This is a genomic window from Klebsiella sp. 2-CIP_Kleb., assembly GCF_050378715.1.
Taxonomy (GTDB): domain Bacteria; phylum Pseudomonadota; class Gammaproteobacteria; order Enterobacterales; family Enterobacteriaceae; genus Klebsiella; species Klebsiella quasipneumoniae.
The window spans coordinates 547,214-570,342 of sequence record NZ_JBNRLG010000001.1; the positions used below are offsets into that span (position 1 = coordinate 547,214).

General features: G+C 59.3%; 25 protein-coding genes and 1 pseudogene. 9 read left to right on the top strand and 17 right to left on the bottom strand.

Going from position 1 to position 23,129, the window contains the following annotated elements; genetic code table 11:
* Positions 1-62: 62 nt before the first annotated feature.
* Both ACQUTP_RS02690 and ACQUTP_RS02695 read right to left on the bottom strand, forming a co-directional pair.
* Positions 63-614 carry a shikimate kinase gene (locus ACQUTP_RS02690; protein ID WP_043519654.1) on the bottom strand — a complete coding sequence of 184 codons (552 nt, stop codon included), beginning with the start codon at positions 612-614 and terminating at the stop codon, positions 63-65.
* Positions 615-807: 193 nt separating this feature from the next.
* The gene (locus ACQUTP_RS02695) at positions 808-1,200 is read right to left on the bottom strand and encodes a cell envelope integrity TolA C-terminal domain-containing protein (protein WP_100098507.1); all 393 of its coding nucleotides are present in this window, start codon (positions 1,198-1,200) and stop codon (positions 808-810) included.
* 92 nt (positions 1,201-1,292) lie between these two features.
* Between ACQUTP_RS02695 and ACQUTP_RS02700 the strand changes: the two are divergent.
* Positions 1,293-1,574, top strand: a pseudogene (locus ACQUTP_RS02700) (class I SAM-dependent methyltransferase); the annotation flags it as partial.
* Positions 1,575-1,597: 23 nt separating this feature from the next.
* On the opposite strand, the gene dapF reads toward ACQUTP_RS02700, so the two are convergent.
* On the bottom strand, positions 1,598-2,464 hold the full coding sequence (gene dapF, locus ACQUTP_RS02705; RefSeq protein ID WP_017900494.1) for a diaminopimelate epimerase: 867 nt from the start codon (positions 2,462-2,464) through the stop codon (positions 1,598-1,600).
* 593 nt (positions 2,465-3,057) lie between these two features.
* On the opposite strand from dapF, the gene ansP reads away from it, so the two are divergent.
* Positions 3,058-4,512, top strand: a complete 1,455-nt coding sequence (ansP, locus tag ACQUTP_RS02710; protein ID WP_032456141.1) for an L-asparagine permease — start codon at positions 3,058-3,060, stop codon at positions 4,510-4,512.
* A 50-nt stretch (positions 4,513-4,562) separates the two neighbouring features.
* Here the strand turns inward: ansP and ACQUTP_RS02715 are convergent, their stop codons facing one another.
* Positions 4,563-4,784, bottom strand: coding sequence for a YgdI/YgdR family lipoprotein (locus tag ACQUTP_RS02715; RefSeq protein ID WP_002906779.1), 222 nt, complete (start codon positions 4,782-4,784; stop codon positions 4,563-4,565).
* A gap of 148 nt (positions 4,785-4,932) precedes the next feature.
* Complete coding sequence (locus ACQUTP_RS02720) at positions 4,933-5,994, bottom strand: YncE family protein (protein ID WP_428902343.1); 1,062 nt, start codon at positions 5,992-5,994, stop codon at positions 4,933-4,935.
* Between the two features lie 257 nt (positions 5,995-6,251).
* Here ACQUTP_RS02720 and pqqU point away from each other — a divergent pair, with 257 nt between their 5' ends.
* Positions 6,252-8,357, top strand: a complete 2,106-nt coding sequence (pqqU, locus tag ACQUTP_RS02725; RefSeq protein WP_017900492.1) for a TonB-dependent receptor PqqU — start codon at positions 6,252-6,254, stop codon at positions 8,355-8,357.
* A 68-nt stretch (positions 8,358-8,425) separates the two neighbouring features.
* Here the strand turns inward: pqqU and ACQUTP_RS02730 are convergent, their stop codons facing one another.
* A complete protein-coding gene (locus ACQUTP_RS02730; RefSeq protein ID WP_020481014.1) occupies positions 8,426-8,725 on the bottom strand; it encodes a DUF406 domain-containing protein in 300 nt (99 codons plus the stop codon).
* A gap of 277 nt (positions 8,726-9,002) precedes the next feature.
* Between ACQUTP_RS02730 and rihA the strand changes: the two genes are divergently transcribed.
* A complete protein-coding gene (gene rihA, locus ACQUTP_RS02735; protein WP_017900490.1) occupies positions 9,003-9,938 on the top strand; it encodes a pyrimidine-specific ribonucleoside hydrolase RihA in 936 nt (311 codons plus the stop codon).
* Between the two features lie 62 nt (positions 9,939-10,000).
* On the opposite strand, the gene ACQUTP_RS02740 is transcribed toward rihA, so the two are convergent.
* Both ACQUTP_RS02740 and ACQUTP_RS02745 read right to left on the bottom strand, forming a co-directional pair.
* Positions 10,001-11,038, bottom strand: a complete 1,038-nt coding sequence (locus ACQUTP_RS02740) for an NADP-dependent oxidoreductase (protein ID WP_186997700.1) — start codon at positions 11,036-11,038, stop codon at positions 10,001-10,003.
* Positions 11,039-11,103: 65 nt separating this feature from the next.
* Complete coding sequence (locus tag ACQUTP_RS02745) at positions 11,104-11,685, bottom strand: helix-turn-helix domain-containing protein (protein WP_004202756.1); 582 nt, start codon at positions 11,683-11,685, stop codon at positions 11,104-11,106.
* A gap of 160 nt (positions 11,686-11,845) precedes the next feature.
* Between ACQUTP_RS02745 and ACQUTP_RS02750 the strand changes: the two genes are divergently transcribed.
* Together ACQUTP_RS02750 and ACQUTP_RS02755 are read left to right on the top strand one after the other, a co-directional pair.
* A complete protein-coding gene (locus tag ACQUTP_RS02750; protein ID WP_004202758.1) occupies positions 11,846-12,364 on the top strand; it encodes a GNAT family N-acetyltransferase in 519 nt (172 codons plus the stop codon).
* A complete protein-coding gene (locus ACQUTP_RS02755; protein WP_004202763.1) occupies positions 12,361-12,810 on the top strand; it encodes a DMT family transporter in 450 nt (149 codons plus the stop codon). The genes ACQUTP_RS02750 and ACQUTP_RS02755 overlap by 4 nt, the downstream gene beginning before the upstream one ends.
* A gap of 8 nt (positions 12,811-12,818) precedes the next feature.
* Here ACQUTP_RS02755 and ACQUTP_RS02760 read toward each other — a convergent pair whose 3' ends face one another.
* Complete coding sequence (locus ACQUTP_RS02760) at positions 12,819-13,052, bottom strand: YdcY family protein (RefSeq protein WP_004202765.1); 234 nt, start codon at positions 13,050-13,052, stop codon at positions 12,819-12,821.
* 16 nt (positions 13,053-13,068) lie between these two features.
* Positions 13,069-14,667, bottom strand: a complete 1,599-nt coding sequence (locus tag ACQUTP_RS02765) for an ABC transporter substrate-binding protein (protein WP_004202766.1) — start codon at positions 14,665-14,667, stop codon at positions 13,069-13,071.
* Positions 14,668-14,939: 272 nt separating this feature from the next.
* Between ACQUTP_RS02765 and ACQUTP_RS02770 the strand changes: the two genes are divergently transcribed.
* Entirely contained in the window at positions 14,940-16,373 is a 1,434-nt protein-coding gene (locus ACQUTP_RS02770) for an aldehyde dehydrogenase (RefSeq protein WP_017900487.1), read from the top strand.
* Between the two features lie 12 nt (positions 16,374-16,385).
* Here the strand turns inward: ACQUTP_RS02770 and ACQUTP_RS02775 are convergent, their stop codons facing one another.
* Together ACQUTP_RS02775 and ACQUTP_RS02780 are read right to left on the bottom strand one after the other, a co-directional pair.
* A complete protein-coding gene (locus ACQUTP_RS02775) occupies positions 16,386-17,135 on the bottom strand; it encodes an alpha/beta fold hydrolase (RefSeq protein WP_114506168.1) in 750 nt (249 codons plus the stop codon).
* A gap of 88 nt (positions 17,136-17,223) precedes the next feature.
* The gene (locus ACQUTP_RS02780; RefSeq protein WP_004202771.1) at positions 17,224-17,397 is read right to left on the bottom strand and encodes a GhoT/OrtT family toxin; all 174 of its coding nucleotides are present in this window, start codon (positions 17,395-17,397) and stop codon (positions 17,224-17,226) included.
* A 195-nt stretch (positions 17,398-17,592) separates the two neighbouring features.
* On the opposite strand from ACQUTP_RS02780, the gene yncL reads away from it, so the two are divergent.
* Positions 17,593-17,685, top strand: coding sequence for a stress response membrane protein YncL (gene yncL, locus ACQUTP_RS02785; RefSeq protein WP_002906891.1), 93 nt, complete (start codon positions 17,593-17,595; stop codon positions 17,683-17,685).
* Positions 17,686-17,736: 51 nt separating this feature from the next.
* Here the strand turns inward: yncL and ACQUTP_RS02790 are convergent, their stop codons facing one another.
* The gene (locus ACQUTP_RS02790; RefSeq protein ID WP_186997702.1) at positions 17,737-17,988 is read right to left on the bottom strand and encodes a hypothetical protein; all 252 of its coding nucleotides are present in this window, start codon (positions 17,986-17,988) and stop codon (positions 17,737-17,739) included.
* 487 nt (positions 17,989-18,475) lie between these two features.
* Between ACQUTP_RS02790 and ACQUTP_RS02795 the strand changes: the two genes are divergently transcribed.
* Entirely contained in the window at positions 18,476-18,598 is a 123-nt protein-coding gene (locus ACQUTP_RS02795; RefSeq protein WP_004175940.1) for a small membrane protein, read from the top strand.
* A gap of 340 nt (positions 18,599-18,938) precedes the next feature.
* Here the strand turns inward: ACQUTP_RS02795 and patD are convergent, their stop codons facing one another.
* The 4 genes from patD to ACQUTP_RS02815 are packed head-to-tail and all read right to left on the bottom strand — an operon-like array spanning position 18,939 to position 23,126.
* Positions 18,939-20,366, bottom strand: a complete 1,428-nt coding sequence (patD, locus tag ACQUTP_RS02800) for an aminobutyraldehyde dehydrogenase (RefSeq protein WP_043520012.1) — start codon at positions 20,364-20,366, stop codon at positions 18,939-18,941.
* A gap of 22 nt (positions 20,367-20,388) precedes the next feature.
* On the bottom strand, positions 20,389-21,195 hold the full coding sequence (locus tag ACQUTP_RS02805; protein ID WP_017900483.1) for an ABC transporter permease: 807 nt from the start codon (positions 21,193-21,195) through the stop codon (positions 20,389-20,391).
* The gene (locus ACQUTP_RS02810; protein ID WP_428902344.1) at positions 21,185-22,114 is read right to left on the bottom strand and encodes an ABC transporter permease; all 930 of its coding nucleotides are present in this window, start codon (positions 22,112-22,114) and stop codon (positions 21,185-21,187) included. The genes ACQUTP_RS02805 and ACQUTP_RS02810 overlap by 11 nt, the downstream gene beginning before the upstream one ends.
* Position 22,115: 1 nt before the next feature.
* Positions 22,116-23,126 (bottom strand): ABC transporter ATP-binding protein, encoded by a 1,011-nt coding sequence (locus ACQUTP_RS02815; RefSeq protein ID WP_032453087.1) that lies wholly within the window; start codon positions 23,124-23,126, stop codon positions 22,116-22,118.
* Between the last annotated feature and the right edge of the window lie 3 nt (positions 23,127-23,129).

Genomic DNA, 23,129 nt, shown 5'->3' on the forward strand with positions numbered 1-23,129 from the left:
GCATTATTAAAATCTCTGCTAACTATTGAGAAACAATTAATTCACATGTGTACTGCTGAAAATTAGATATGCCCGCCTGACCGCTGCGCTTCCAGCTCGCGGAGCAGCGCCTCGGCCTGCCGCGGACTGCGCAGCCGGACGAAGCGAATATGCCGATATTGCGGATCCTGCATATCGGCCAGATAGCGTCGACGATTCTGCCGCCAGGTCTTCAGCGTCCAGAGGATGATGGATTCCCGGCTGCAGAACGAACGGCGGAAACTCTCGCGGTTGCCGGTGCCCGGCCATAGCTCCTGTTGTCGCCACGCCCGGCTCGCGGCCCGCCACACCGCCTGGCGCAGCGTGCGCCAGAGGCCATAATCCAGCCAGATCACCAGATCCACCTCGCGCCATTTGACCCCGCGGCTGCGATTGTAATTGCCATCCAGCACCCAGCCCGGCGAGGCCGTAGCGGCGGCAATGGCGGCGAAAAACGCCTCATCCGGCGTGCCCTGCCAGTTCGGCCGCCAGTACAGGCGATCGAGCTCGATCCAGGGTAGTCCCAGCCGGTGCGCCAGGCGCCGGGCCAGAGTGGATTTGCCTGAGCCGCTGGTGCCGACCACGTTGATGTTCATCTCTGTTTCTCCCTGGTAGCCATTCCCGTTGTTCGCCGCCTTTGCCCGGATGAGAAAAGGCAATGTGTAACAGCCGCTGACGACAGCAAGCGCAATGAAAAAAGTGGTGAGATTCCCCGGCAACCACGGTCAGCCACGCACACGCGGTGTCGCCAGGCTTTTCCAGCCGGCAAAAGCCGACCAGACAGTCAATTTAACCCTGGATATCAAAGCCGGACTGCTGAAAATCCCGGAAGACATCGGGGTTGTTAAAAGGCGGGAACGTGGCCTTCCTGGCAGCAGCGGCTAACTCGTCACAATAGGCTTTGTTACCGTTGCTGGTCGAGACATGTAAAACCGTGCCATCCTGCGCAAAGGCTAAATGCAACCTGCATTTCTTACCCTGCCAGCGCTCGGGGGTATCCATCTGGGCTAGTATCGCGGCCCTGATGGCCCGCGCCTGGGCGCCCCACTCATCCCGATCGTCCCAGCGGCCAGAGCCACAGCTTCCCGTCGCGGTCGTTTTATGACAGCCGGAGGGCTGTAACGGTGCGCAGCCCGCGCCCAAGGCAGAGATAAGGGTTAATAAACACAATTTCTTCAACATACCGGCTTTCCTGCCCGTAACGAATTGGAAAGGTTGCCATTATGCGCTACTCGCAGGCAAGGCACCAGAGAGCGGAGCCAGGCTCTGACGGGGCGAGAAGATTACTTCATCCCGCTGGCCGGCTGGTGATCGGCTCGATGTGCGGGCTTCCTCGTTATGCTGAAGACCTCGCCACTTACGATCCTGTCAAGCATCATCTCCTGAAAGAGTGGCAGCCCTGGCGTACGCTTAAACCCCTCCCGGCTTTACTGAATGAGATACAGCAGGCGCAGTTTAGCGTCCTTGCCACCAACGTTAAGCACAATGCCTGGTGGGATCATGCCACCATCGTTTGTTCGGCAAACGGGCCGTCGGCTGATCCTCAGGAGAGTTAATTTCAGGCTGACCGCCCCATCTGTTATGCAGCGCCAGTGAAGATGGCGCTGCCGCCAACAAAGCAGTCTTTATCCAGCGTCAGGCTGGCGATTTTATGCACCGGGCCACGCATACGGACCTGAAAATCTGCGTCGAAGGTGATGTGCAGCTGACCACCAGGCATGTTGACATCCACCCGATCGTCCACCTTCCCTAACCGGCGCATGGCGCTGGCCGCCGCGCAGCTGCTGCTCCCGGAGGCCATCGTAAACCCGGCGCCCCGCTCCCAGATACCAATCTTCAGGGTATGGCGATCGACAATTTCCACGAACTGCACATTGCAGCGTTTGGGGAATAAGGCATGATGTTCAATTTGCGGTCCTAAACGATGAACCTGTTCCAGGTCGAGCTTATCCACGAGGACAACGCAGTGGGGATTGCCCATGGAGACCAGCACGACGGACAGGGTTTCATCCGCCAGCGTCAACGGATAATTCACCGCCTCGGGCAAATTCACTAAGGCGGGTAACGCCGCCGGATTGAAATTCGCCCGCCCCATATCCACGCTAATCTGATGAAAATCACTCTCCACGGTGCAATAGACATCTCCGCCCGCCGTGTGCACTAAAAAAGGCTCATGGCCGACGCGACCGCTATCAAACAGATAGCGCGCATAGATCCGTAGCCCATTACCGCTTTTCTCCGCCTCGGAGCCGTCCGGATTGATTATACGCAGCGTGGGATGGGTTTGATCGCCGCTGTCGATCAGCAGACCATCGGAACCAACGCCATAGTGGCGATGGCACAGAATTCGAATATGCTCGTTGCTCAGCTGGTCGGCAACGGCGCGATGGCATACCAGGTAATCATTACCCAGTCCGTGATATTTATGAAAGTGTAAGGGGGTCATTGTGTGGGGTCGCCTGGCGCTATGGGTATGGTTTTACATCTTACAATACCTGCCCCGGCAGAATGAATTAAACACTAAGGCTTAACCGCTCTGTTCATTCTGCTCCCCTGCAGGCATCACGCTTCCTCCGCCTGCGCGGCGCCGTGACCGACGCGGAAGCCATTTATGCTGGAATAACCGGATATTAACATCAAAACCACTGATGATAATGGCTAAAAAATGGTCGTGGATGACCGGTTAAACGCCGGGCTGCGACCCGGCGAGCAGGTGGCCATCGCCCGTGGATAACGGATGCAAAAGCAGCGAACTGCCCCCCCGCCGTCCTCTGACAACCTCGCGCTTACCCCAGTCGACGCCAGCATACCAGCGCTTTCATTCTGTTGCGGGAAACTCTGCGACGCTGATCTCATTGATAAATCTGTCAAATGCTATCGGTAAATGTTTTAGGTGCGTAACTATTAGGTTACGTGTAGGATTCAGCGCCATGTCTGAGCTTATCTCCTACGTCAGAATGATGAGAAAGCCAGCATAATGTGCCAGCCGTCCTCCACGCCGGCTGCAAACATGGGCATTGACAGGAAACTGATACATCAATGAATACGAAACACGACACTGCAGCGGAGCACCATGCTGCAAAACGCCACTGGCTCAACTCACATGAAGCGGGTTATCACAAAGCGATGGGCAACCGTCAGGTACAGATGATCGCCATCGGCGGCGCCATCGGTACTGGTTTGTTCCTCGGCGCCGGGGCACGTTTACAAATGGCAGGGCCAGCGCTCGCACTGGTCTATCTGGTCTGCGGCATCTTCTCTTTCTTTATTCTTCGCGCGCTCGGCGAACTGGTTCTCCACCGCCCCTCGAGCGGCAGCTTCGTCTCTTATGCCAGGGAATTCCTCGGCGAAAAAGCCGCCTACGTGGCCGGCTGGATGTACTTCGTTAACTGGGCAATGACCGGGATCGTCGATATCACCGCCGTGGCGCTGTATATGCACTATTGGGGCGCCTTTGGCGATGTGCCGCAGTGGGTCTTCGCCCTTGGCGCGCTAGCCATCGTTGGCACCATGAACATGATCGGCGTGAAGTGGTTCGCCGAGATGGAGTTCTGGTTCGCACTGGTCAAAGTACTGGCGATCGTCGCGTTTCTCGTGGTCGGTACCATTTTCCTCGGCTCCGGTAAGCCGCTGGACGGTAATGCCACAGGCTTCCACCTGATCACCGATAACGGCGGCTTCTTCCCGCACGGCCTCCTGCCGGCGCTGGTGCTGGTGCAGGGCGTGGTCTTCGCCTTCGCCTCCATTGAGCTGGTGGGCACCGCGGCCGGTGAGTGTAAAGATCCGGAGACGATGGTGCCGAAGGCCATCAACAGCGTGATCTGGCGTATCGGCCTGTTCTACGTCGGGTCGGTGGTGCTGCTGGTGCTGCTGCTGCCGTGGAACGCCTACCAGGCGGGACAGAGCCCGTTTGTTACCTTCTTCTCAAAACTGGGCGTGCCGTACATCGGCAGCGTGATGAACATCGTGGTATTAACCGCCGCCCTCTCCAGCCTTAACTCCGGCCTCTACAGCACCGGACGTATTCTGCGCTCCATGTCGATGGGGGGCTCCGCGCCGAAGTTCATGTCGAAGATGAGCCGTCACCACGTCCCTTACGCCGGGATCCTGGCGACGCTGGCGGTGTACGTGGTCGGGGTGTTCCTCAACTATCTGGTGCCGTCGCAGGTGTTTGAGATCGTCCTCAACGTCGCTTCGCTGGGGATCATTGCTTCCTGGGGCTTTATCGTGGTGTGTCAGATGCGTCTGCGCAAAGCGATTAAGGAAGGGAAAGCGGCTCAGGTGAGCTTCAGAATGCCGGGGGCGCCGTTCACCTCGTGGCTGACGCTGCTGTTCCTGTTTAGCGTGCTGGTGCTGATGGCCTTCGATTATCCGAACGGCACCTATACCATTGGCTCCATCCCGTTGCTGGCGGTGCTGTTGGTGGCGGGCTGGTTTGGCGTGCGTAAGCGCGTGCATGCGATTCACAGCACAGCGCCGACGCTCAAGCAGTAAATGGCAAGACTCCCGGTTTGTCCATCGCGGGCAAACCGGGAGGTCAGGACTTAGTTATCCTCAACCAACTGCGACACGTCGCTGCTGTTAATTTCTCGCTTATTACCAGACTCATCGATATAGCTGGTCATCCCCGTTTCTTTATCCAGCTGCGGCTTGCCGTGAGTCACGATCGTCTGACCGCTTTTGGTGGTCATAACGTAGTTGGACGAACAGCCTGCCAGCAAGGCCAGCATCGCGCCGGCGCAAATCACCATAAATGGCTTTTTCATTTTATCTCCACTGATTACCACTGCCCGCGCGAGGCGGGAAAGGGGTAAGTGTATAACCATCTGGTTTATCAGGCCAATACGCGTTTGTAACAGAGGGTGAGATGCCGGGCGCGACCACCGGTGGCAGTGGTCGTCGCGCCCGGGGACCTTACAGCGCGATGCGGATCACATCGTCCGGGGCGGTGGCCTCTTTCTCACGGCTGGAAGCTTGTTTCACGCTGACGTACAGCGTTTTGCCGTCATCAGAGAGCGCCAGGCTGTTGGGATGGGTCGGCGTTTTAAAGGTCTTCACCACCTTATAACTCTTGCCGTCGATAACGCTCACCTCCCCCGCTTTACGATGCGTCACATAGGCTTCGTTGCGGGTGGGGTTGAACAGCACCTCCAGCGATTCCGGCGCGGCGATTTTCTCCAGCACCTTACCGTCGCGGGTATCGACCACCAGCACTTCCGGCTGCTTGCTGTCGGTAATAAAGGCGCGGTGGCCGGCGGTATCGAGGCTCAGGTTAAGGTAGAAATGCGCCTTGCCGTCATCCAGCAATTTTTTGCGCGACACAATGGTGTTGTTCTCGCTGTCGATGGTCAGCAGTTCGCCGTCGGCGTTGGTGGTATAGAGACGCTTATCCTGCGGGTCGATCGCCAGGCCGGTGGCCATCGCCCCGGTGCCGGTAATGGTCGTTTTCAGCTTCAGGGTAGCGCCGTCCACCACCCAAATCACGCTCTCTTTGCCCAGACCGGTAATGTAGACGGTGTTGGTTTGCTCATTGACCGCCAGCTCGCGCGGCTGCAGCGGGCGCACGGTTTCACTGCGCTGACGCTCGTCCAGCACCAGTCGCCCCTTCACGGCGCCGGTTTTGGCGTCAATGGCGGTGATGGTGCTGTCAACGGTATTGCCAAACCACAGCGTACCGGTGGCATGGTTGATAGCGGCGCCGAACGGCTTCAGATCGTTGTGAATAATCTGCGTCACGTCGAGGGTGGTGGGGTCAAGACGATACACAATCCCGCCCTTGTCCAGCGAACGACTCTGCGAAGTGGCAACCCATAGCGCGTTCTCCTGCTGGCTGTAGGCCATTTCGTAGGCCCCTTTTCCGACGGCCTTGCGCAGCATCTCTTCCGCGGCGTGGGCGCTAAAGCTGCCTGCCAGCAGCAGAGAAGTGAATAACAGTGAATGGCGCAGACGCGGCGCGGCAAACTGACGTAATGACATGACGACTCCCTTTGATAAACCTGTATGTGCTGACCCGACATCGCTTCCGGCGGCAAAGTCATGGCTCTACCTTGTTTTGAATGAGAATAGTAATCATTATTCTTATTAAAGTGGAGCGCTAATTGTTGTTGTTCGGTAAATTCGTCAGCCTTGAGCACTATCCGTTAACCAACGGCAGTTAATAATTTTCAAATATTTTACAAACGGGGTAACATATATACATATGTTCCATTTGGTTCGTCTCCCGAGTACTATCGATGAAAATCCTATCCGTGCGACATGCGGCCTTGCCGGCCCTGCTGCTGCCGCTCATCGCCGCCGCCCAGGCCGCCGATGAACAAACCATGGTGGTGACCGCTGCGCCAACCACCGTTTCTGAACTGGATACCCCCGCCGCCGTCAGCGTGGTCAATGGGGATGAGATGCGCCAGGCCGCGCCGCGCGTCAACCTTTCTGAATCGCTAGGCGCCGTGCCGGGCCTGCAGGTGCAGAACCGGCAAAACTATGCCCAGGATCTGCAGCTGTCGATTCGCGGCTTTGGCTCCCGCTCCACCTACGGCGTGCGCGGGCTGCGCATCTATGTGGACGGCATTCCGGCGACCATGCCCGACGGCCAGGGGCAGACGTCCAATATCGATATCGGCAGCGTCGACACCATTGAGGTGCTGCGCGGCCCCTTCTCTGCCCTCTACGGTAACTCGTCCGGCGGGGTGATCAACGTCACCAGCCAGACCGGCACCCAGCCGCCCACCGTGGAAGCCAGCAGCTACTATGGCAGCTTTGGCACCTGGCACTATGGAATGAAAGCCACCGGCGCCGTTGGCGACGGCAGCCACGCGGGCGATGTGGATTACACGGTGTCGACTAACCGCTTCACCACCCACGGCTATCGCGATCACAGCGGCGCGCGCAAAAATCTGGCCAACGCCCGGCTGGGGGTGCGTATCAACGACGTCAGTAAGCTGACTCTGCTGCTGAATAGTGTCGATATCAAAGCCAATGACGCCGGCGGATTAACCGCCGATGAATGGCGCGATAACCCGCGCCAGTCGCCGCGCGGCGACCAGTATAATACCCGCAAAAATACCCGGCAGACCCAGGCAGGTCTGCGCTATGAGCGCCAGCTGAGCGCCCAGGACGATCTCAGCGTCATGATGTACGCCGGGGAACGCGAAACCACCCAGTTCCAGTCGATCCCGCGCGCGCCACAGCTGAAGCCGAGCCACGCCGGCGGGGTGATTGACCTCACCCGCCACTACCAGGGGATCGATACCCGGCTGACCCATCGCGGGGAGCTGCTGGTGCCGGTCACCCTGACCGCCGGTCTTGACTACGAGAACATGAGCGAGCGCCGCAAAGGCTATGAAAACTTTGTGATGGTCAACGGCGCGCCGCAGTATGGCGAACAGGGCGCGCTGCGTCGTAACGAACGCAACCTGATGTGGAACGTCGACCCTTACCTGCAGACCCAGTGGCAGCTCACCGACAAACTTTCGCTCGATGCCGGGGTGCGCTACAGCTCGGTATGGTTCGATTCGAATGACTACTACATCACGCCGGGCAATGGCGATGACAGCGGCGATGCCAGCTATCACAAATGGCTGCCCGCAGGCTCGCTGAAGTATGCCCTGACCGACGCGTGGAACGTCTACCTCTCCGCCGGCCGCGGCTTCGAGACGCCGACCATCAACGAACTGTCATACCGCTCCGATAACCAGAGCGGCCTTAATTTCGGCCTGAAGCCCTCCACCAACGACACGGTGGAGATCGGCAGCAAGACGCGGATCGGCAATGGGCTGCTCACCGCCGCCCTGTTCCAGACTGATACCGATAATGAGATCGTGGTCGACAGCAGCAGCGGCGGGCGCACCAGCTATAAAAACGCCGGCAAGACCCGTCGTCAGGGCATGGAGCTGGGACTGGATCAGCAGTTTGGCGAGAGCTGGCGCCTGAAGGCGGCCTGGACCTGGCTGGACGCGACCTATCGCACCAACGTCTGCGGCGACGCCAGCTGCAACGGTAACCGTATTCCGGGGATCGCGCGCAATATGGGCTACGCCTCCTTCGGCTATCAGCCGGAGCAGGGCTGGTACGCCGGAAGCGATATTCGCTACATGAGCGACATCATGGCGAATGACGAAAACACCGCCAAAGCCCCGTCCTGGACGGTGGTCGGCCTGACGACCGGCTATAAGTGGAGCTATGGCAGGATGGATATGGATCTGTTCGGCCGGGTCGACAACCTGTTCGACCGCGAGTACGTCGGGTCCGTCATCGTTAACGAGTCCAACGGACGCTACTACGAGCCCGCGCCCGGACGCAACTACGGTATCGGGCTAAACCTCGCCTGGCGCTTCGAATAATGCTCGCCTTCGCCCGCGGATTCGCGGGCGAAGGCGTTATTCTCAGGCGCTGGCGCCCAGGACGCTGATTAAAGCAGGTTTCTCAGGGACAATTCGAAAATGATCTTTTCCGCCTGGCAGGAGAAGGCGATGGACAGATCGAGCTTCACCTCGTCGCCGGCGGCGGCGAGGGTGTAGTCAACCTGCGGCGGTTCACTGGCGGGCGCCGCCGCGGCGGCACGCTCGCGAACGGCGGCTACGGTTGACTCCGCTTCCTCGCGGCTCGGGAATAATTTCTCAGCCCGGTAGACGCAGTCCTCGTTATCAATGATCGTCCCGACATCAATGGCGCAGCCTTTGGTGCTGCATTTATCTACTACATCTTTCATCGTCATAACCTCTTGAGTTTTCTTAAGGATAAGAATCCGCTCGCCGAAAAGCAAACCATTAATATCCGTAAGGATTAGCGATTTTTATTCTATCGCGCCGCGCCGGACGCTAGCTTGCGCCATCGCAAGGCGAGGCCTGATGACGCAGGACCGCCGCGACTAACCGCGCGATTGCCCCTGCAACCGTGCTAGCCATCACACTATTCTGCACACTTTCTCGTCTGCCTCGCGCCGCAGCGTTAGTCTGGTCACAGAACAACGCCAACAAGGAGCTGCTATGGCACTGCCGATAATGATTGATTGCGATCCGGGACATGATGACGCGATCGCCCTGGTCCTCGCCCTCGCCTCGCCGGAGCTGGAGGTGAAAGCCGTCACCGCCTCCGCAGGCAACCAGACGCCGGAGAAGACCCTGCGCAACGTGCTGCGTATGCTGACCCTGCTGAACCGAGCGGATATTCCGGTCGCCGGCGGCGCGTGGAAGCCATTGATGCGCGACCTGATCATCGCCGATAACGTGCACGGGGAAAGCGGACTGGATGGCCCGAACCTGCCGGAGCCGGCCTTTGCCCCGCAGAACTGCACCGCCGTCGAGCTGATGGCCAGGGTGCTGCGGGAAAGCCGGGAGCCAGTGACACTGGTGGCCACCGGGCCGCAGACTAACGTGGCGTTGCTGCTCGCCAGCCATCCGGAGCTGCACGTGAAGATCGCCCGCATCGTGATCATGGGGGGCGCCATGGGGCTGGGCAACTGGCAGCCGGCGGCGGAGTTTAATATCTACGTTGATCCGCAGGCTGCGGAGATGGTCTTTCAGTCGGGGATCCCGGTGGTAATGGCGGGCCTGGATGTCACCCACCGGGCGCAGATCCTTCCTGCGGATATTGAGCGATTCCGCAAGATTGGCAATCCGGTATCAACCATCGTCGCCGAATTGCTCGACTTCTTTATGGCCTACCACAAGGACGAAAAGTGGGGCTTCGACGGCGCGCCGCTCCACGACCCCTGCACCATCGCCTGGCTCCTCAAGCCGGAGCTCTTTACCACTATCGAGCGCTGGGTCGGCGTGGAAACGGAAGGAAAATATACCCAGGGGATGACGGTGGTCGATTACTACCATCTGACCGGCAATCTGCCCAATACCACCCTGCTGCTGGATGTGGACCGCGAAGCCTTTGTCGATCTGCTCGCCCAGCGGTTAGCCTTTTACGCCTGATATTCATGCAGCGCCTCTCTTCCCGGCCGGGAGAGAGGCGCATTCAGGCTAAACCCGGCGTATTAGTCGTCCGCCGACACGCGGATCACCACCTTACCAAAGTTTTCGCCTTTCAACAGGCCGATCAGCGCCTGCGGCGCCTGCTCCAGACCGTCAATCAGCTGTTCGCGATATTTAATTTTCCCCTCCTGCACCCAGCGCCCCATCTGCTGCTGGAATTCCGCGATCCGATGCCCGTAATCCTGGCCGATAATAAAGCCCTGCATCCGGATGCGTTTCTTGAGGATGGTCGCCATCAGCAACGGCAGACGATCCGGCCCATCCGGCAGACCGGTGGCGTTATAGCCGCTCACCAGCCCGCAGACCGGAACCCGGGCCGCGGTATTCAGCAGCGGCAGCACCGCGTCAAACACCTTGCCGCCGACGTTTTCGTAGTAGACGTCAATGCCCTGCGGGCAGGCCTGGGCCAGCTGTTCGGCAAAGTCCGCTGCGCGATGGTCAAGGCAGACATCAAAGCCTAAGGTGTCAACCGCATAGCGACACTTCTCCGCGCCGCCGGCGATGCCGACGGTACGGCAGCCCTTAATGTTGCCGATCTGTCCGACCGTGGCGCCCACCGGCCCGGTGGCCGCAGCGACCACGAGCGTGTCACCCGCCTTCGGCTGGCCAATGTCCAGCAACCCCATGTAGGCGGTGAAGCCCGGCATCCCCAGAACCCCCAGCGACCAGGACGGGTGCTGCGGGTTGTCCCCCAGCTTCACCAGTCCGCTGCCGTCGGAAAGCTCATAATCCTGCCAGCCGCTGTAGCCAAGCACCCAGTCGCCTGGTTGAAAATCATCATGCTGCGAGGTCACGACGCGACTCACGGTCCCGCCCACCATCACCGCGCCAATGGCCACCGGCGGTGAATAGGACGGCGCGTCGCTCATCCGCCCGCGCATATAGGGATCCAGCGATAAATAAACGGTACGCAGCAGAACCTGACCCGGCCCTGGCGTCGGTACCTCGCTCTCTTCCAGGCGGAAATGCTCTGCCGTCGGTTCATCATGGGGACGGGAAGCCAGTACCCAGCGGCGATGGCGTTGCGGTTGTTCTGTCATAGCAAACTCCTCTTGTTAGCAGACTGTACTGAGGCTAGCTGCTTTATGCGCAATGCGCTTTAACATTAAGAGCCGGATGGCGATTGATTAAGGCGCACCACCAGATAGACGCAGGTCTCTGCGGACTCATTGATAAAGCGGCAGTCGTTCGGCGGGCCGAGCTCCAGACAGTCCCCTGTCTGCATCTCGTGGCGGGTATTCCCTTCCATGAACACCAGTTCGCCCTGCTGCAGCCAGATCAGCTGGCGGGCCAGCGCGTAGGACGAGGCCGGCATCGGCACATCGCTGCCGGGCGGCAGCTCGATCTGCACCATATCAATGGGCAGATCGCTGCGCGGCGAGACGTGGCGACGGAGATAGTGGCTTTGCGGGTCGTGCCATACCGGCTGGCTGGCAAAACGCAGCAGCTTGCCCTCCTGCATTTCCGCCCGGGCGATCAGCGTCGACATACTGATCCCGAAGGCGCCGGAAAGGCGGCCCAGCATTGAGGCCGTCGGACTGCTTTCACCGCGCTCGATCTTATGGATCATCGCCCGCGAGGCGCCGGCCCGTTCGGCGAGGTCGTTCAGCGACCAGCCGCGGGATTCGCGCTCGATGCGGATGCGCGCGCTGATGCGCTGATTGAGGTTGTCTTCTATAGTATTCATAACGTAACACTATAGTGCGCGCGCCCGCATTACACAATCGCCCGTTGGGCCGCGCCCCCCCTGGCCCATCAGCAATATTTCGCTGAAAATGGATGACAGCGTGACGTTCATTATTGTAATAATAACGTACTACTATAGTGTACGAGAACTGAGGTTTGCTATGTCCATCCGCCCTGCCATTAAAGACGATTGCGCGGCGATCGCCGAGATCTATAACCACGCCGTCGTGCATACCGCCGCTATCTGGAATGATAAAACCGTGGATACCGACAACCGCATCGCGTGGTTTGAAGCCCGCCAGCTGGCCGGCTTTCCGGTGCTGGTGAGCGAGGAAAACGGCGTCATCACCGGCTATTCCTCTTTTGGCGACTGGCGCGCGTTTGACGGCTTTCGCCACACCGTGGAGCATTCGGTGTACGTTCACCCCGACCATCAGGGGAAAGGCCTGGGCCGCAAACTGCTGGTTGCGCTGATCGCCGAAGCGCGGCGGCTGAATAAACATGTGATGGTCGCCGGGATCGAGTCGCAGAACCACGCCTCGCTGCACCTGCATGAAACGCTGGGCTTTATCACCACCGGGCAGATGCCGCAGGTGGGAACCAAATTTGGCCGCTGGCTGGATCTCACCTTTATGCAGCTGCAGCTGGATGCGCGCCAGGAACCGGACGGTAAGGCATGAATGCGTCGCTCACCCTCGCCTGTCTGGTGGCCGCCGGCGTAGGCCTGGTACTACAGAACACCCTGATGGTGCGCATCACCCAGTCAGCGTCGACGATCCTCATCGCCATGCTGCTCAATTCGCTGGTGGGTATCGTTATTTTCGTGACCCTGTTGCTCCTGCGCCAGGGCGCCGCTGGCTTTCAGGAGCTGGCCCTGAGCGTGAAGTGGTGGACGCTGATCCCTGGCCTGCTGGGGTCCTTTTTCGTTTTTGCCAGCATCAGCGGCTATCAAAACGTCGGCGCGGCCACTACCATTGCGGTACTGGTGGCCAGCCAGCTGGTCGGCGGGTTGATCATGGATTTAATTCGCGCCCACGGCGTACCGCTGCGGGCGCTGATCGGGCCATTATGCGGCGCGGTGATGCTGGTAGTGGGCGCCTGGCTGGTGGCCAGACGCCAGTTCTGAGCGCCTCTTCAGAGGATCGCGCCGCCTTTGGTCAACTGCTCGCGGCGCGCGTCCTGCTCTTCCTGATGCTGTCGGCCATGGTGGGCGATAGCGGTGCGCAGACGCTGCTGCTGGGTATAGCGCTCCTCACGACTGAGTTGCGCGTCATCGCTCAGGGCGATCAGCAGCTCATTCATATGAGCGATAACCCCCTCGGCAATAGTGTCATCGACTTTGACGATAACCTCATCCAGATGTGCCATCCTGTTCTCCTTTCGCTTAATTCAGCTTCGCTTTGGAAAAATCGCTGCCCATCATGCTCACGCGGTAGCCGCTGACGTTACTGCGGGTGGCATAGAAGGTCTTGCCGGTCGCCAGGGTGATCCACGGCGCCTGCTGGTAGAAGATCTCTTGCGCCTGTTCATAGAGTGTGGCGCGCGCCTGCGGATCGCTCACCAGCAGCGCTTTCTTCACCAGCGCGTCATACGACTTATCGCACCAGCGGGCGGCGTTAGAGCCGGTCTGGATATTATCACAGCTGAGCAGCGTGCCGGCAAAGTTGTCCGGGTCGCCATTGTCCGACATCCAGCCGTACAGCGCGCTATCGTGTTCACCTTTACGCATGCCGGCGAGGTATTCGCCCCACTCATAGCTGACGATCTTCGCTTTCACCCCGACTTTCGCCCAGTCATTTTGGATCATTTCAGCAATGCGTTTTGAGTTCGGGTTGTACGGACGTTGAACCGGCATCGACCACAGGGTCACTTCCGCCCCTTGCTCCAGACCCGCCTGCTTGAGCAGCGCTTTCGCTTTCTGCGGATCGTAGTCGTAGTCCGGGAGGTCTTTTTTATACCCGAGCATGGTGGACGGGATCGGTGACTTCGCCACCGTACCGGAATCGAGGAACACCGCCTTAACGATTGCCTGCTTGTCGGTGGCATAGTTTAACGCCTGGCGCACCAGCACATTATCAAACGGTTTTTTCTCCGTGTTAAACGCCAGGTAGCCGACGTTCAGCGCCTCGACGGCGTGCAGCGCCAGATCTTTATTGCCCTTAATTACCGGGAACTGAACCGGCGAAGGCGCAGGAATAATCTGGCACTCGTTAGTCTGCAGTTTCGCCAGGCGTGTCTCGACGTTTGGCGTGATGGAAAAGATTAAGTGCTTAGTCGGCACCTCGCCTTCCCAGTAGTGGGGATTGGCGATATAGCGGATTTGCGAATCCACTTTATACTGCTGCAGGGCATAGGGTCCGGTACCGACAGGCCAGTTATCAACGTTTTCCGGCGTCCCTTTCTTCAGCATCGCCTCGCCATACTCCGCCGACAGAATAGAGGCGAAGTCCATTCCCCAGTCGGCAAGAAACGCCGCGTTCGGCTCGTTAAGTACGAACTGGACGTGATAGTCATCGACCTTTTTCACCGACTTAATCAGCTTATCGAGGCCCACGTCGTGGAAGTACTCATAGTTCCCCTGCGACACCTTGTGATAAGGATGCTGAGGATCCATCTGGCGCAGCACGGAAAACAGGACGTCGTCGGCGTTAAAATCGCGGGTCGGTTTGAAGAATTTATTGCTGTTGAACTTCACCCCCTGACGCAGCGTGAAGGTCCAGGTCTTGCCATCCTCAGAGACGTGCCACTCGGTGGCCAGCGACGGGATCGGCGTGTTCTTCACCGGGTCAAAAGTGACCAGGCGGTTATACAGCACCTGCGAGCTGGCGACGAACGACGGGCCGGAGCTGGCGATCTGCGGGTTGAAAGACTCCGGGGAGGCCTCTGAGCAATAGACCAGCGTATCATTGCCCGCGGCCCATGCGGCGCTGACCGGCAACAGCGCGCTCAGCAGCAGCGCCAGCGTGGTTTTCCCTGTAGACATGGTTATAAATCCTGATTATTGATTATAAGAACAGTAATAACAGCACAGCCCCTCGCCACCGGCAAATAATCAATGGCTATCACCTTATGCCAATCGCGCTGAATTTGCTGGTTTAATCGGCGTCGCGCTGCTTTTTGCGTCAGGCACGATTGGGATGTTGTGAGCTACGCACAATTCCGGCAAAAAAATGTGCGATAACCGCCCCGCTCACGCTCGCCATCAGCGGCGACCGGTACACTGGAGGGACCGCAGAACAAGAGGTTACTACCCCCATGACAATCACCTGCAATCTGTACATTGATGGCCAGTGGCATGATGCCGAAGACCGTCGGACCTTCACCCGGCGCCACCCGGCCCAAGACGATGTCGCTTCGGTTGCCGCTGCCGCCAGTCTCGCCGACGGCAAACGCTGCGTCGAGGCCGCGGCCAGCGCCTTCCCACAGTGGCGCGATACGCTCCCGGCGGAACGGCGTCGCTTACTGCTCGACGCGGCGGAACATATGCTGTTGCGGGAGGCTAAATTTATCGCCGCCATGGCGGCGGAAACCGGCGCGACCGCGCACTGGGCCGGATTTAACGTCCATCTGGCGGCTGATATCCTGCGCGAAGCGGCGGCGCTGACCACCCAGATTGAAGGACAGATCATTCCATCCAACGTGCCGGGCAATCTGGCGATGGGCGTCCGCCAGGGGGCTGGCGTGGTGCTGGGCATGGCGCCGTGGAACGCGCCGCTGATCCTTGCCACACGGGCGCTGGCGACGCCGCTGGCCTGCGGCAACACGGTGATCCTCAAGGGCGCTGAGCTCTCCCCGGCGACACAAGGATTGATTATCGACGCCCTCGACGCGGCGGGCTTCCCGCCGGGTGTGGTGAACTATCTTACCTGCGCGCCGCAAGACGCGCCGGCGCTGGTGGAGTCGCTGATCGCCCATCCGGCGGTGCGGCGTGTCAACTTTACCGGCTCCACGCCGGTGGGGCGGATTATCGCCCGCACCTGCGGGCAGTATCTGAAACCAGCGGTGCTGGAGCTCGGTGGCAAAGCGCCGCTGCTGGTCCTCGACGATGCCGATATCGAACAGGCGGCGGCGGGCGCCATTTTTGGCGCCTTCGCCAACGCCGGACAGATCTGCATGTCCACCGAGCGCATTATTGTCGACAACGCCGTGGCGGAGCGCTTTATCCCTCTGCTGGCGAGGCGCGCCGCCTCTCTCCCCGCCAGCCTGACCGGCCCGGTGGTCGACATGAATACCGTCACCCGCTGCAACGCGTTAATCGACGATGCCTTAGCCAAGGGCGCCCGCCTGCTGACCGGCGGTAAAGCCAGTGATACCCACATGGCGCCGACCTTACTGGACGGCGTCACCCGCGAGATGCGGCTGTGGAACGAAGAGTCCTTCGGCCCGGTAAAAGCGATTATTCGGGTTAATAATGACGAAGAGGCGCTGGCGGTAGCCAACGACAGCGAATATGGCCTTTCCGCGGCGGTCTACAGCCGCGACAGCGCCAGAGCGTGGAACCTGGCGCAACGTCTGCAAACCGGCATTTGCCATATCAATGGTCCAACCGTTCATGATGAAGCGCAAATGCCGTTTGGCGGCTGCAAAGCCTCCGGCTATGGCCGGTTCGGCGGCCGGGCCGGAATTGCAGAATTCACTGAGCTGCGCTGGATAACGCTCCAGACCCAGCCCCGCGAACTGCCTTTCTGACGCCGTCTCCCCTTAGCCGTGGCTGGCGATGAGTTGCGCCAGCCCTTCCGGGTTTTCCCACGCCATCGAGTGCCCCGCGTGGGGCACAATCCCGACTGGGATCCCGTGCGCCTCTACCCGTTCGATATCCGCATAAGGGAGCGACTGCTCGCCGACGATCAGCATCTTCTGACAGCGCAGCTGGCAGAGCTGGGTAAACCAGGGCGTGTCGCTGCCGTTTATCAGGCTGCTGGCGGCTCGCCAGACGGCCCAGGGGGCGCTGTTTTGCAAACAGCCGGCCCACGGCGAGCGCTCTTCCGCCAGCATCCTGGCGTAACCTTCAGCGATAAAGGCCCCCTCTGCCTGCGCCGCAATGCGTCTACTGTACTCACCGCCTCCGGCGAACAGGTTGGGTTCAGACACCAGCAGCGTCGTCACTCGCTCCGCCAGCAGCCCTGCCGCTTCGATGGCGATGCTTCCACCCATGCTATGCCCATACAGCGCGAAGCGCTGCAGGCGCAGGTGGTTGAGGACCTGCTCCACAGCTTGCGCTTGCTTATGTATGTTGTAACTAAAGTCGTGCGGTTTATCGCTGTAGCCGAAGCCCGGGAGGTCGATAAGTATTTTGCGCCGCCCGTTGAGCGCGGGGTCGCTGGCGACGCGGGGGTAGTCGTAAGAGGACGCGCAGCCGAGGCCGTGGATAAACACCAGCGGAAGCTCCTCTCCCGGGAGATCGAGCCAGCGCAATGTGGCGCCTGCGACGGACGAAAAGAAACCGTTCACCTGTTTGCCTCCATGATAAGGTTACTGTGTTTTTATACAGTAACCTTACCTTTGCCGCCACCCTTTTCTGTCGTCCGCCGCCGGAAGGTTAAAACAGCGAGACGAGCAGCGCCATGGGGAAGCTGAACGGCCAGGTGGCACCGATCAACAGGGCCGCCAGCAGGCGGATCACCCAACTCTCTTTGGTTAAAAACCAGCTAATTACGGCACAGATCACGCCCATAATGGCGTAAAACACCAACATTTTTTGATATAACGTCATTCTTAGTTTTCCTTCCCTGAGGAGCGTTCCATGGTGGGATAATTATCTGCCATGACGTCGTGATTCAGAGATACCTGTATAACAAATTCAGAATCGGGCTCAATATTCAGAACAAAGCCTGATTCGTCTTAATCCGATAGCGCAACCGCGCCCGCCGTACTATACCTTTAGGGACTTACTCATTAAGGTGGCGTTATGGATGTCTCCAGCAAGACCGTCGTTATGATTAATGTCTGCGCCGCGTTCGCGCTTATCAGCCTGCTGTCGGTGAGATTTGGCTGGTTTTAATCATTTTACTCAGCAACGAAACCTAAAAAAGCAGCCCACTGGGCTGCTTTTTTACGTGCGGAGGCTGGCGCCATTATCAGGGTCATAAACGCTACGGGCTGAATGGCCTGCGATAATAACCTTGTTCAGCTCAGGGTTATAATGAGGCAGAACATTCACTTTCTCATTATCCCATTCGGCAGCGGCGCAGACGGCCTGCCCCACTCCCGCGTTCTCACAGTCCTGAATACGTTTTGCCGGCGCGTTACCATAGCTCAGCGCCACGGTGCCGACAGCCAGCAGAATAAAAGCAAAAATTTTCACAGCGACATCAACGTTAAAACCGAATATGCATGAAATGATCGCATGAGCGGCGGCGGAAAGTCAAACCCGGGAGCGTGCGCCACCGCGCTGGCGCGTATGGTGGATTGATTCGTCGGTGATTAAATATTGCGAATAAATATCACCCGCTGACTGCAAATATAAAATCCTTATTTATAGTCGTGAAATAGTTTCTGTTCAGCGCAATTTGATTCATCTGATAAAGATAATATTTCGCCAATCGCAAATGAAAAGATTAGCGCGCGTTGACCGAAAATGCGATATACCACACTGGCGCTGGATCTGAATAAGATAACAGGCGACTACAAGCTATTGTAACCAAACCTTTTCCTGTCTGGCCTCGCTGGCCAGGGCCCAAAATAGCGCTAAATGACAACAAATATCATTTGCCTTCTCTGCAGAGAATACTTACATTCATAACTATTGGTAATGTTTTTAGCGCAGTGCGCTTTTATATTTCGAGGTGGATATGTCCGGAATCATCACGCTGGTCATCGCGCTGATCCTGCTGGTCGCGGCGGTGTATAATCTTATTTCCTATATACGTGACCGTCGCAGCGCCAGCTTGCCGAGCAAAAAAACCAAACGCTGAACACGGTTAAAACAAATTCCTCCCTGCTCCAGCGTCGCTGGCATCCTCCTCTTCCTGGCTTACTGTGGACATAAAAAAGCCCCTGCCATCAGGCAGGGGCCGGTATCCGGTCGCAAACCGCGACGTTGCCGCCTCACCCGCCGGGCGCGATGCGCCCAGGGTGGCTGGCGAACCCCATCCGGCGCTTATCTCCGGCACTCACGATGGCTTAGCTCTTGAAGGGGTATCAGAATAATCTCACATCCCCCGCCGCGAGTTTTAACCATTTTTGCCATCGTGACTATTAGCGCACTAACACACCCATTGCGTAATAATCTTTTGCCGCTTAAGGGTCAATCCGTTAGCCATGTTTAACCATCACATGGCGAACCACGGTGTAATCCTCAAGGCCATACATTGACATGTCTTTCCCGTAGCCCGACAGCTTCTGGCCGCCATGCGGCATTTCACTCACCAGCATAAAGTGGGTGTTTACCCAGGTGCAGCCGTACTGCAGCCTGGCGCTGAGCCGGTGGGCGCGGCCAACATCTTTCGTCCACACCGAAGAGGCCAGCCCATACTGGGAGTCATTTGCCCAGCTCAGGGCCTGCGCTTCATCGCTGAAAGGCGTCACGCTGACCACCGGGCCAAACACTTCGCGCTGCACGATAGCGTCCTCCTGCCGGGCGCCGGCGAGCAGCGTCGGCTGGAAATAATAGCCGGCGCCGTCAGCCCGATTGCCACCGGTAACCACTTTAATATGCGGTAGCGCCTTTGCGGCTTCCACCGCGGCGCTGACCCGCTCAAGATGGGCCAGCGAGCTCAGCGGCCCCAGCTCGGTGGCGGCATCCTCCGGCGCCCCCATTTTCAGGCTGGCCACCGCCGCCCCGAGCTTCTCCACCAGCTGCTCATAAATACCCTGCTGGGCGTAGATCCGGCAGGCGGCCGTACAGTCCTGGCCGGCGTTGTAAAACCCGAAGGTCCGAACGCCATCCACTACCGCGTCGATATCCGCGTCGTCAAAGACGATGACCGGCGCCTTACCGCCCAGCTCCATATGGGTACGTTTAATCGACGAGGCGGTATGGCCGATGATATGGGCGCCGGTGGCAATCGACCCGGTCAGGGAAACCATCCGCACTTTCGCGTGGGCGGTCAGCGGATCGCCCACCGTTTTGCCGCGGCCGAACAGTACGTTGATCACCCCTTCCGGGAAAATATCTTTTGCCAGCTCTGCCAGCTTCAGCGCCGTCAGCGGCGTGATCTCGGAGGGTTTTATCACCACACAGTTGCCTGCCGCCAGCGCCGGGGCCAGCTTCCAGGCCGCCATCATCAGGGGATAGTTCCAGGGCGCGATGGAGGCTACCACGCCCACCGGGTCGCGACGGATCATCGAGGTATGCCCTTCCAGATACTCTCCGGCCGCCATCCCCGGCAGGCAACGGGCGGCGCCGGCGAAGAAGCGGAAAACGTCCGCAATGGCCGGCATCTCATCGTTAAGCACGCAGTGCAGCGGCTTGCCGCAGTTCAGCGACTCCAGCTGCGCCAGGGGCTCCGCCTGCGCCGCGATGGCATCCGCCAGCTTCAGCAGACATTCCGCGCGCGTTTTCGGCGTCGTCTGGCTCCAGGCATCAAACGCCCGATCCGCCGCCTCAACGGCGGCATCCACCTGGGCCGCTGTCGCTTCGGCAATCTCCAGGATCACTTCGCCGGTCGCAGGGTTGTATACCGGCACCTTTTCGCCTTCACCTGCCACTAACTTACCGTTTATTAAGAGGTTGTGTTGCATAGCATTATCCTGTTTCATGGTTTTATTTCCCGTTTCCGGCGACGTTATCGCCGTCGCGGGTGAGCCACCAGGCCCCTAAGATTGGTATCGTTGTTACCAGCATCACCAACAGCGCGACAACGTTGGTAACGGGCACATCTCGCGGCCGCCCCAGCTGATTCAGTAACCACAGCGGCAAGGTTCGCTCATGCCCCGCGGTAAAAGTCGTGACGATGATTTCATCAAATGACAGGGCGAATGCCAGCATCCCGCCCGCCAGCAGCGCCGAACCCAGATTGGGTAGCACCACGTAGCGAAAGGTCTGCCAGCCAGTCGCCCCCAAATCCATCGAGGCCTCCACCAGGCTCCAGGAGGTCCTGCGGAAGCGAGCGATGACGTTGTTAAACACCACCACCACGCAGAAGGTCGCGTGCCCCACCACGATGGTCAGCAGACCAGGCTCCAGGCCGACCGCTTTAAAGGCTGTCAGGAGCGCCAGGCCGGTTATAATCCCCGGCAGGGCGATGGGCAGGAGCAGCAGTAGCGACACCGCGTTCTTACCAAAAAAGGTGCTCCGCCATAGGGCGCCTGCAGCAAGCGTGCCAAGCACTAAGGCAATGGCCGTCGACAGGGCGGCGATCTTAAGTGACAACGTCACTGCTTCCAGAATATCGCTGCGCCCTGCCGCCTCACTGAACCAGCGCAGCGTCAGCCCCTGCGGCGGAAAGCTGAAGGCAGCATCTTCGGTATTAAAAGCATAGATGGCGATGATCAGCAGCGGAAAGTGGAGGAACACCACCCCGCCCCATGTCGCCAGTTTCAGGTACCAGGGTGCGCGTTCAGAGTGCATCGAAGGCTCCCAGACGTTTCACGAACGCCAGATAAAGGGCAATCAGCACGATCGGCACGAGGGTAAACGCCGCCGCCATCGGCATATTGCCGATCGCCCCCTGCTGCGAGTAGACCATATTGCCGATAAAGTACCCCGGTGGGCCGACCAGTTGCGGCACGATAAAATCGCCCAGCGTCAGAGAAAAGGTGAAGATCGACCCGGCGGCAATTCCGGGAATAGCCAGCGGCAGGACCACGTAGCGAAAGGTCTGCCGTGGGGCAGCGCCAAGATCGGCCGAGGCCTGCAGCAGAGAGCCCGGAATACGCTCCAGCGCCGCCTGCACCGGCAGGATCATAAAAGGCAGCCAGATGTAGACGAAGACCAGAAAGCGTCCGAGGCCGGAAGTGGATAAGGTGTTGCCGCCCACCGCCGGGACGGTCAACAGAGCGTTCAGCGCCCCTTCCAGCCCGAGATGGCCGAGGAACCACTGCGCTACGCCATCTTTGGCCAGCAGCAGCACCCACGCGTAGGCCTTGACGATATAGCTGGCCCACATCGGCAGCATGACCGTGATATAAAAGAAGGCCTTCATTTTGCCGCTGGTGTAGCGCGCCATATACCAGGCCATCGGCAGCGCCAGCAGGGCGCTGGCCAAGGTCACGCACAGCGCCATCACCAGGGTGCGGACGATAATGTCGTAGTTGGCGGGGTTGAACAATGCCTGCAGGTTGGCCAGCGTAAAGTCGCTGGTCACCGACATGGTGAAGTCGTCAAAAGTGTAGATACTCTGCCACAGCAGGGTCAGCAGCGAGCCCAGATAGACGATGCCAAACCACATCAACGGCCCAAGCAGCAGCAAAAACAGGCCCAGCGCCGGCCGGCGCCAGAAGATCCCCGATACGCGTCCGGCCTGCGCAGGAACAATCGCCATGGTCATCTCAGCCTCCGCTTTCCAGCGGGGTCATCGCCGCCCGCGACCATGACGCCTGCACCGTTTGCCCGGTTCGAGGAACGCTCGCCGCCGCGCCGTCGATATTGGCCTGGCTGACCAGCAGCTTGTCGCCATCCGCCAGCCGGAGCTCGATCCGCGTCGCCGCCCCCTGATACTGTACCGCCTGAACCACGCCCTGCACCTGCACCTCCCCGCCGCCCTGCAGGCGAACATGCTCCGGGCGCAGCGACCAGCAGCCCGCCAGGCCGCATAACCGCCGGGCCGCCTCGGCCTCAAAGACGTTGGCGGTGCCGACAAAACCGGCGACAAAGGCGGTCTTCGGATGCAGATAAAGATCCTGCGGGGCGTCCACCTGCTCAATGCGCCCGTTGTTAAACACCGCCACGCGATCGGACATCGACAGCGCTTCGCTCTGGTCGTGGGTAACGAAGATGAAGGTGATCCCCAGCGACTGCTGTAGCTTTTTCAGCTCCACCTGCATCTGCTCGCGCAGCTTTAAATCCAGAGCGCCCAGCGGCTCGTCGAGCAGCAGCACCCGCGGCTGGTTCACCAGTGCCCGGGCGATGGCGACCCGCTGCCGCTGACCACCGGAGAGCTGGGAGGGCTTGCGATGGTGCGCAAAACCGAGGGCCACTTTCTCCAGCGCTTCCTGGGCGCGGGCATGGCGCGCTTTCTTCGCCACGCCTTTGACCATCAGGCCGTAAGCAACATTGTCGAGGATCGACATATGGGGAAACAGCGCATAGTCCTGGAACACGGTATTGACGTCCCGCTGCCAGGGCGGCAGCTCGCTGGCCGGCTGACCGAAGATCCGAATGGTGCCGCCGGAGAGCTGCTCAAAACCAGCAATCAGCCGCAGGCAGGTGGTTTTCCCCGAGCCCGAAGGACCCAGCATCGAGAAAAACTCGCCGTCACGGATGCCAATGCTGACCCCGTCCACTGCCCGTACATCGCCATACAGGCGCGATACATTCTGAAACTCGACCGCGTACGTCATTGT

Excerpts from the sequence above, each read along its gene's own strand:
- ACQUTP_RS02690 (WP_043519654.1), bottom strand. The coding sequence starts at position 614 with ATGAACATCAACGTGGTCGGCACCAGCGGCTCAGGCAAATCCACTCTG.
- ACQUTP_RS02695 (WP_100098507.1), bottom strand. The coding sequence starts at position 1,200 with ATGTTGAAGAAATTGTGTTTATTAACCCTTATCTCTGCCTTGGGCGCG.
- dapF (WP_017900494.1), bottom strand. The coding sequence starts at position 2,464 with ATGACCCCCTTACACTTTCATAAATATCACGGACTGGGTAATGATTAC.
- ansP (WP_032456141.1), top strand. The coding sequence starts at position 3,058 with ATGAATACGAAACACGACACTGCAGCGGAGCACCATGCTGCAAAACGC.
- ACQUTP_RS02715 (WP_002906779.1), bottom strand. The coding sequence starts at position 4,784 with ATGAAAAAGCCATTTATGGTGATTTGCGCCGGCGCGATGCTGGCCTTG.
- ACQUTP_RS02720 (WP_428902343.1), bottom strand. The coding sequence starts at position 5,994 with ATGTCATTACGTCAGTTTGCCGCGCCGCGTCTGCGCCATTCACTGTTA.
- pqqU (WP_017900492.1), top strand. The coding sequence starts at position 6,252 with ATGAAAATCCTATCCGTGCGACATGCGGCCTTGCCGGCCCTGCTGCTG.
- ACQUTP_RS02730 (WP_020481014.1), bottom strand. The coding sequence starts at position 8,725 with ATGAAAGATGTAGTAGATAAATGCAGCACCAAAGGCTGCGCCATTGAT.
- rihA (WP_017900490.1), top strand. The coding sequence starts at position 9,003 with ATGGCACTGCCGATAATGATTGATTGCGATCCGGGACATGATGACGCG.
- ACQUTP_RS02740 (WP_186997700.1), bottom strand. The coding sequence starts at position 11,038 with ATGACAGAACAACCGCAACGCCATCGCCGCTGGGTACTGGCTTCCCGT.
- ACQUTP_RS02745 (WP_004202756.1), bottom strand. The coding sequence starts at position 11,685 with ATGAATACTATAGAAGACAACCTCAATCAGCGCATCAGCGCGCGCATC.
- ACQUTP_RS02750 (WP_004202758.1), top strand. The coding sequence starts at position 11,846 with ATGTCCATCCGCCCTGCCATTAAAGACGATTGCGCGGCGATCGCCGAG.
- ACQUTP_RS02755 (WP_004202763.1), top strand. The coding sequence starts at position 12,361 with ATGAATGCGTCGCTCACCCTCGCCTGTCTGGTGGCCGCCGGCGTAGGC.
- ACQUTP_RS02760 (WP_004202765.1), bottom strand. The coding sequence starts at position 13,052 with ATGGCACATCTGGATGAGGTTATCGTCAAAGTCGATGACACTATTGCC.
- ACQUTP_RS02765 (WP_004202766.1), bottom strand. The coding sequence starts at position 14,667 with ATGTCTACAGGGAAAACCACGCTGGCGCTGCTGCTGAGCGCGCTGTTG.
- ACQUTP_RS02770 (WP_017900487.1), top strand. The coding sequence starts at position 14,940 with ATGACAATCACCTGCAATCTGTACATTGATGGCCAGTGGCATGATGCC.
- ACQUTP_RS02780 (WP_004202771.1), bottom strand. The coding sequence starts at position 17,397 with ATGACGTTATATCAAAAAATGTTGGTGTTTTACGCCATTATGGGCGTG.
- yncL (WP_002906891.1), top strand. The coding sequence starts at position 17,593 with ATGGATGTCTCCAGCAAGACCGTCGTTATGATTAATGTCTGCGCCGCG.
- ACQUTP_RS02795 (WP_004175940.1), top strand. The coding sequence starts at position 18,476 with ATGTCCGGAATCATCACGCTGGTCATCGCGCTGATCCTGCTGGTCGCG.
- patD (WP_043520012.1), bottom strand. The coding sequence starts at position 20,366 with ATGCAACACAACCTCTTAATAAACGGTAAGTTAGTGGCAGGTGAAGGC.
- ACQUTP_RS02805 (WP_017900483.1), bottom strand. The coding sequence starts at position 21,195 with ATGCACTCTGAACGCGCACCCTGGTACCTGAAACTGGCGACATGGGGC.
- ACQUTP_RS02810 (WP_428902344.1), bottom strand. The coding sequence starts at position 22,114 with ATGACCATGGCGATTGTTCCTGCGCAGGCCGGACGCGTATCGGGGATC.
- ACQUTP_RS02815 (WP_032453087.1), bottom strand. The coding sequence starts at position 23,126 with ATGACGTACGCGGTCGAGTTTCAGAATGTATCGCGCCTGTATGGCGAT.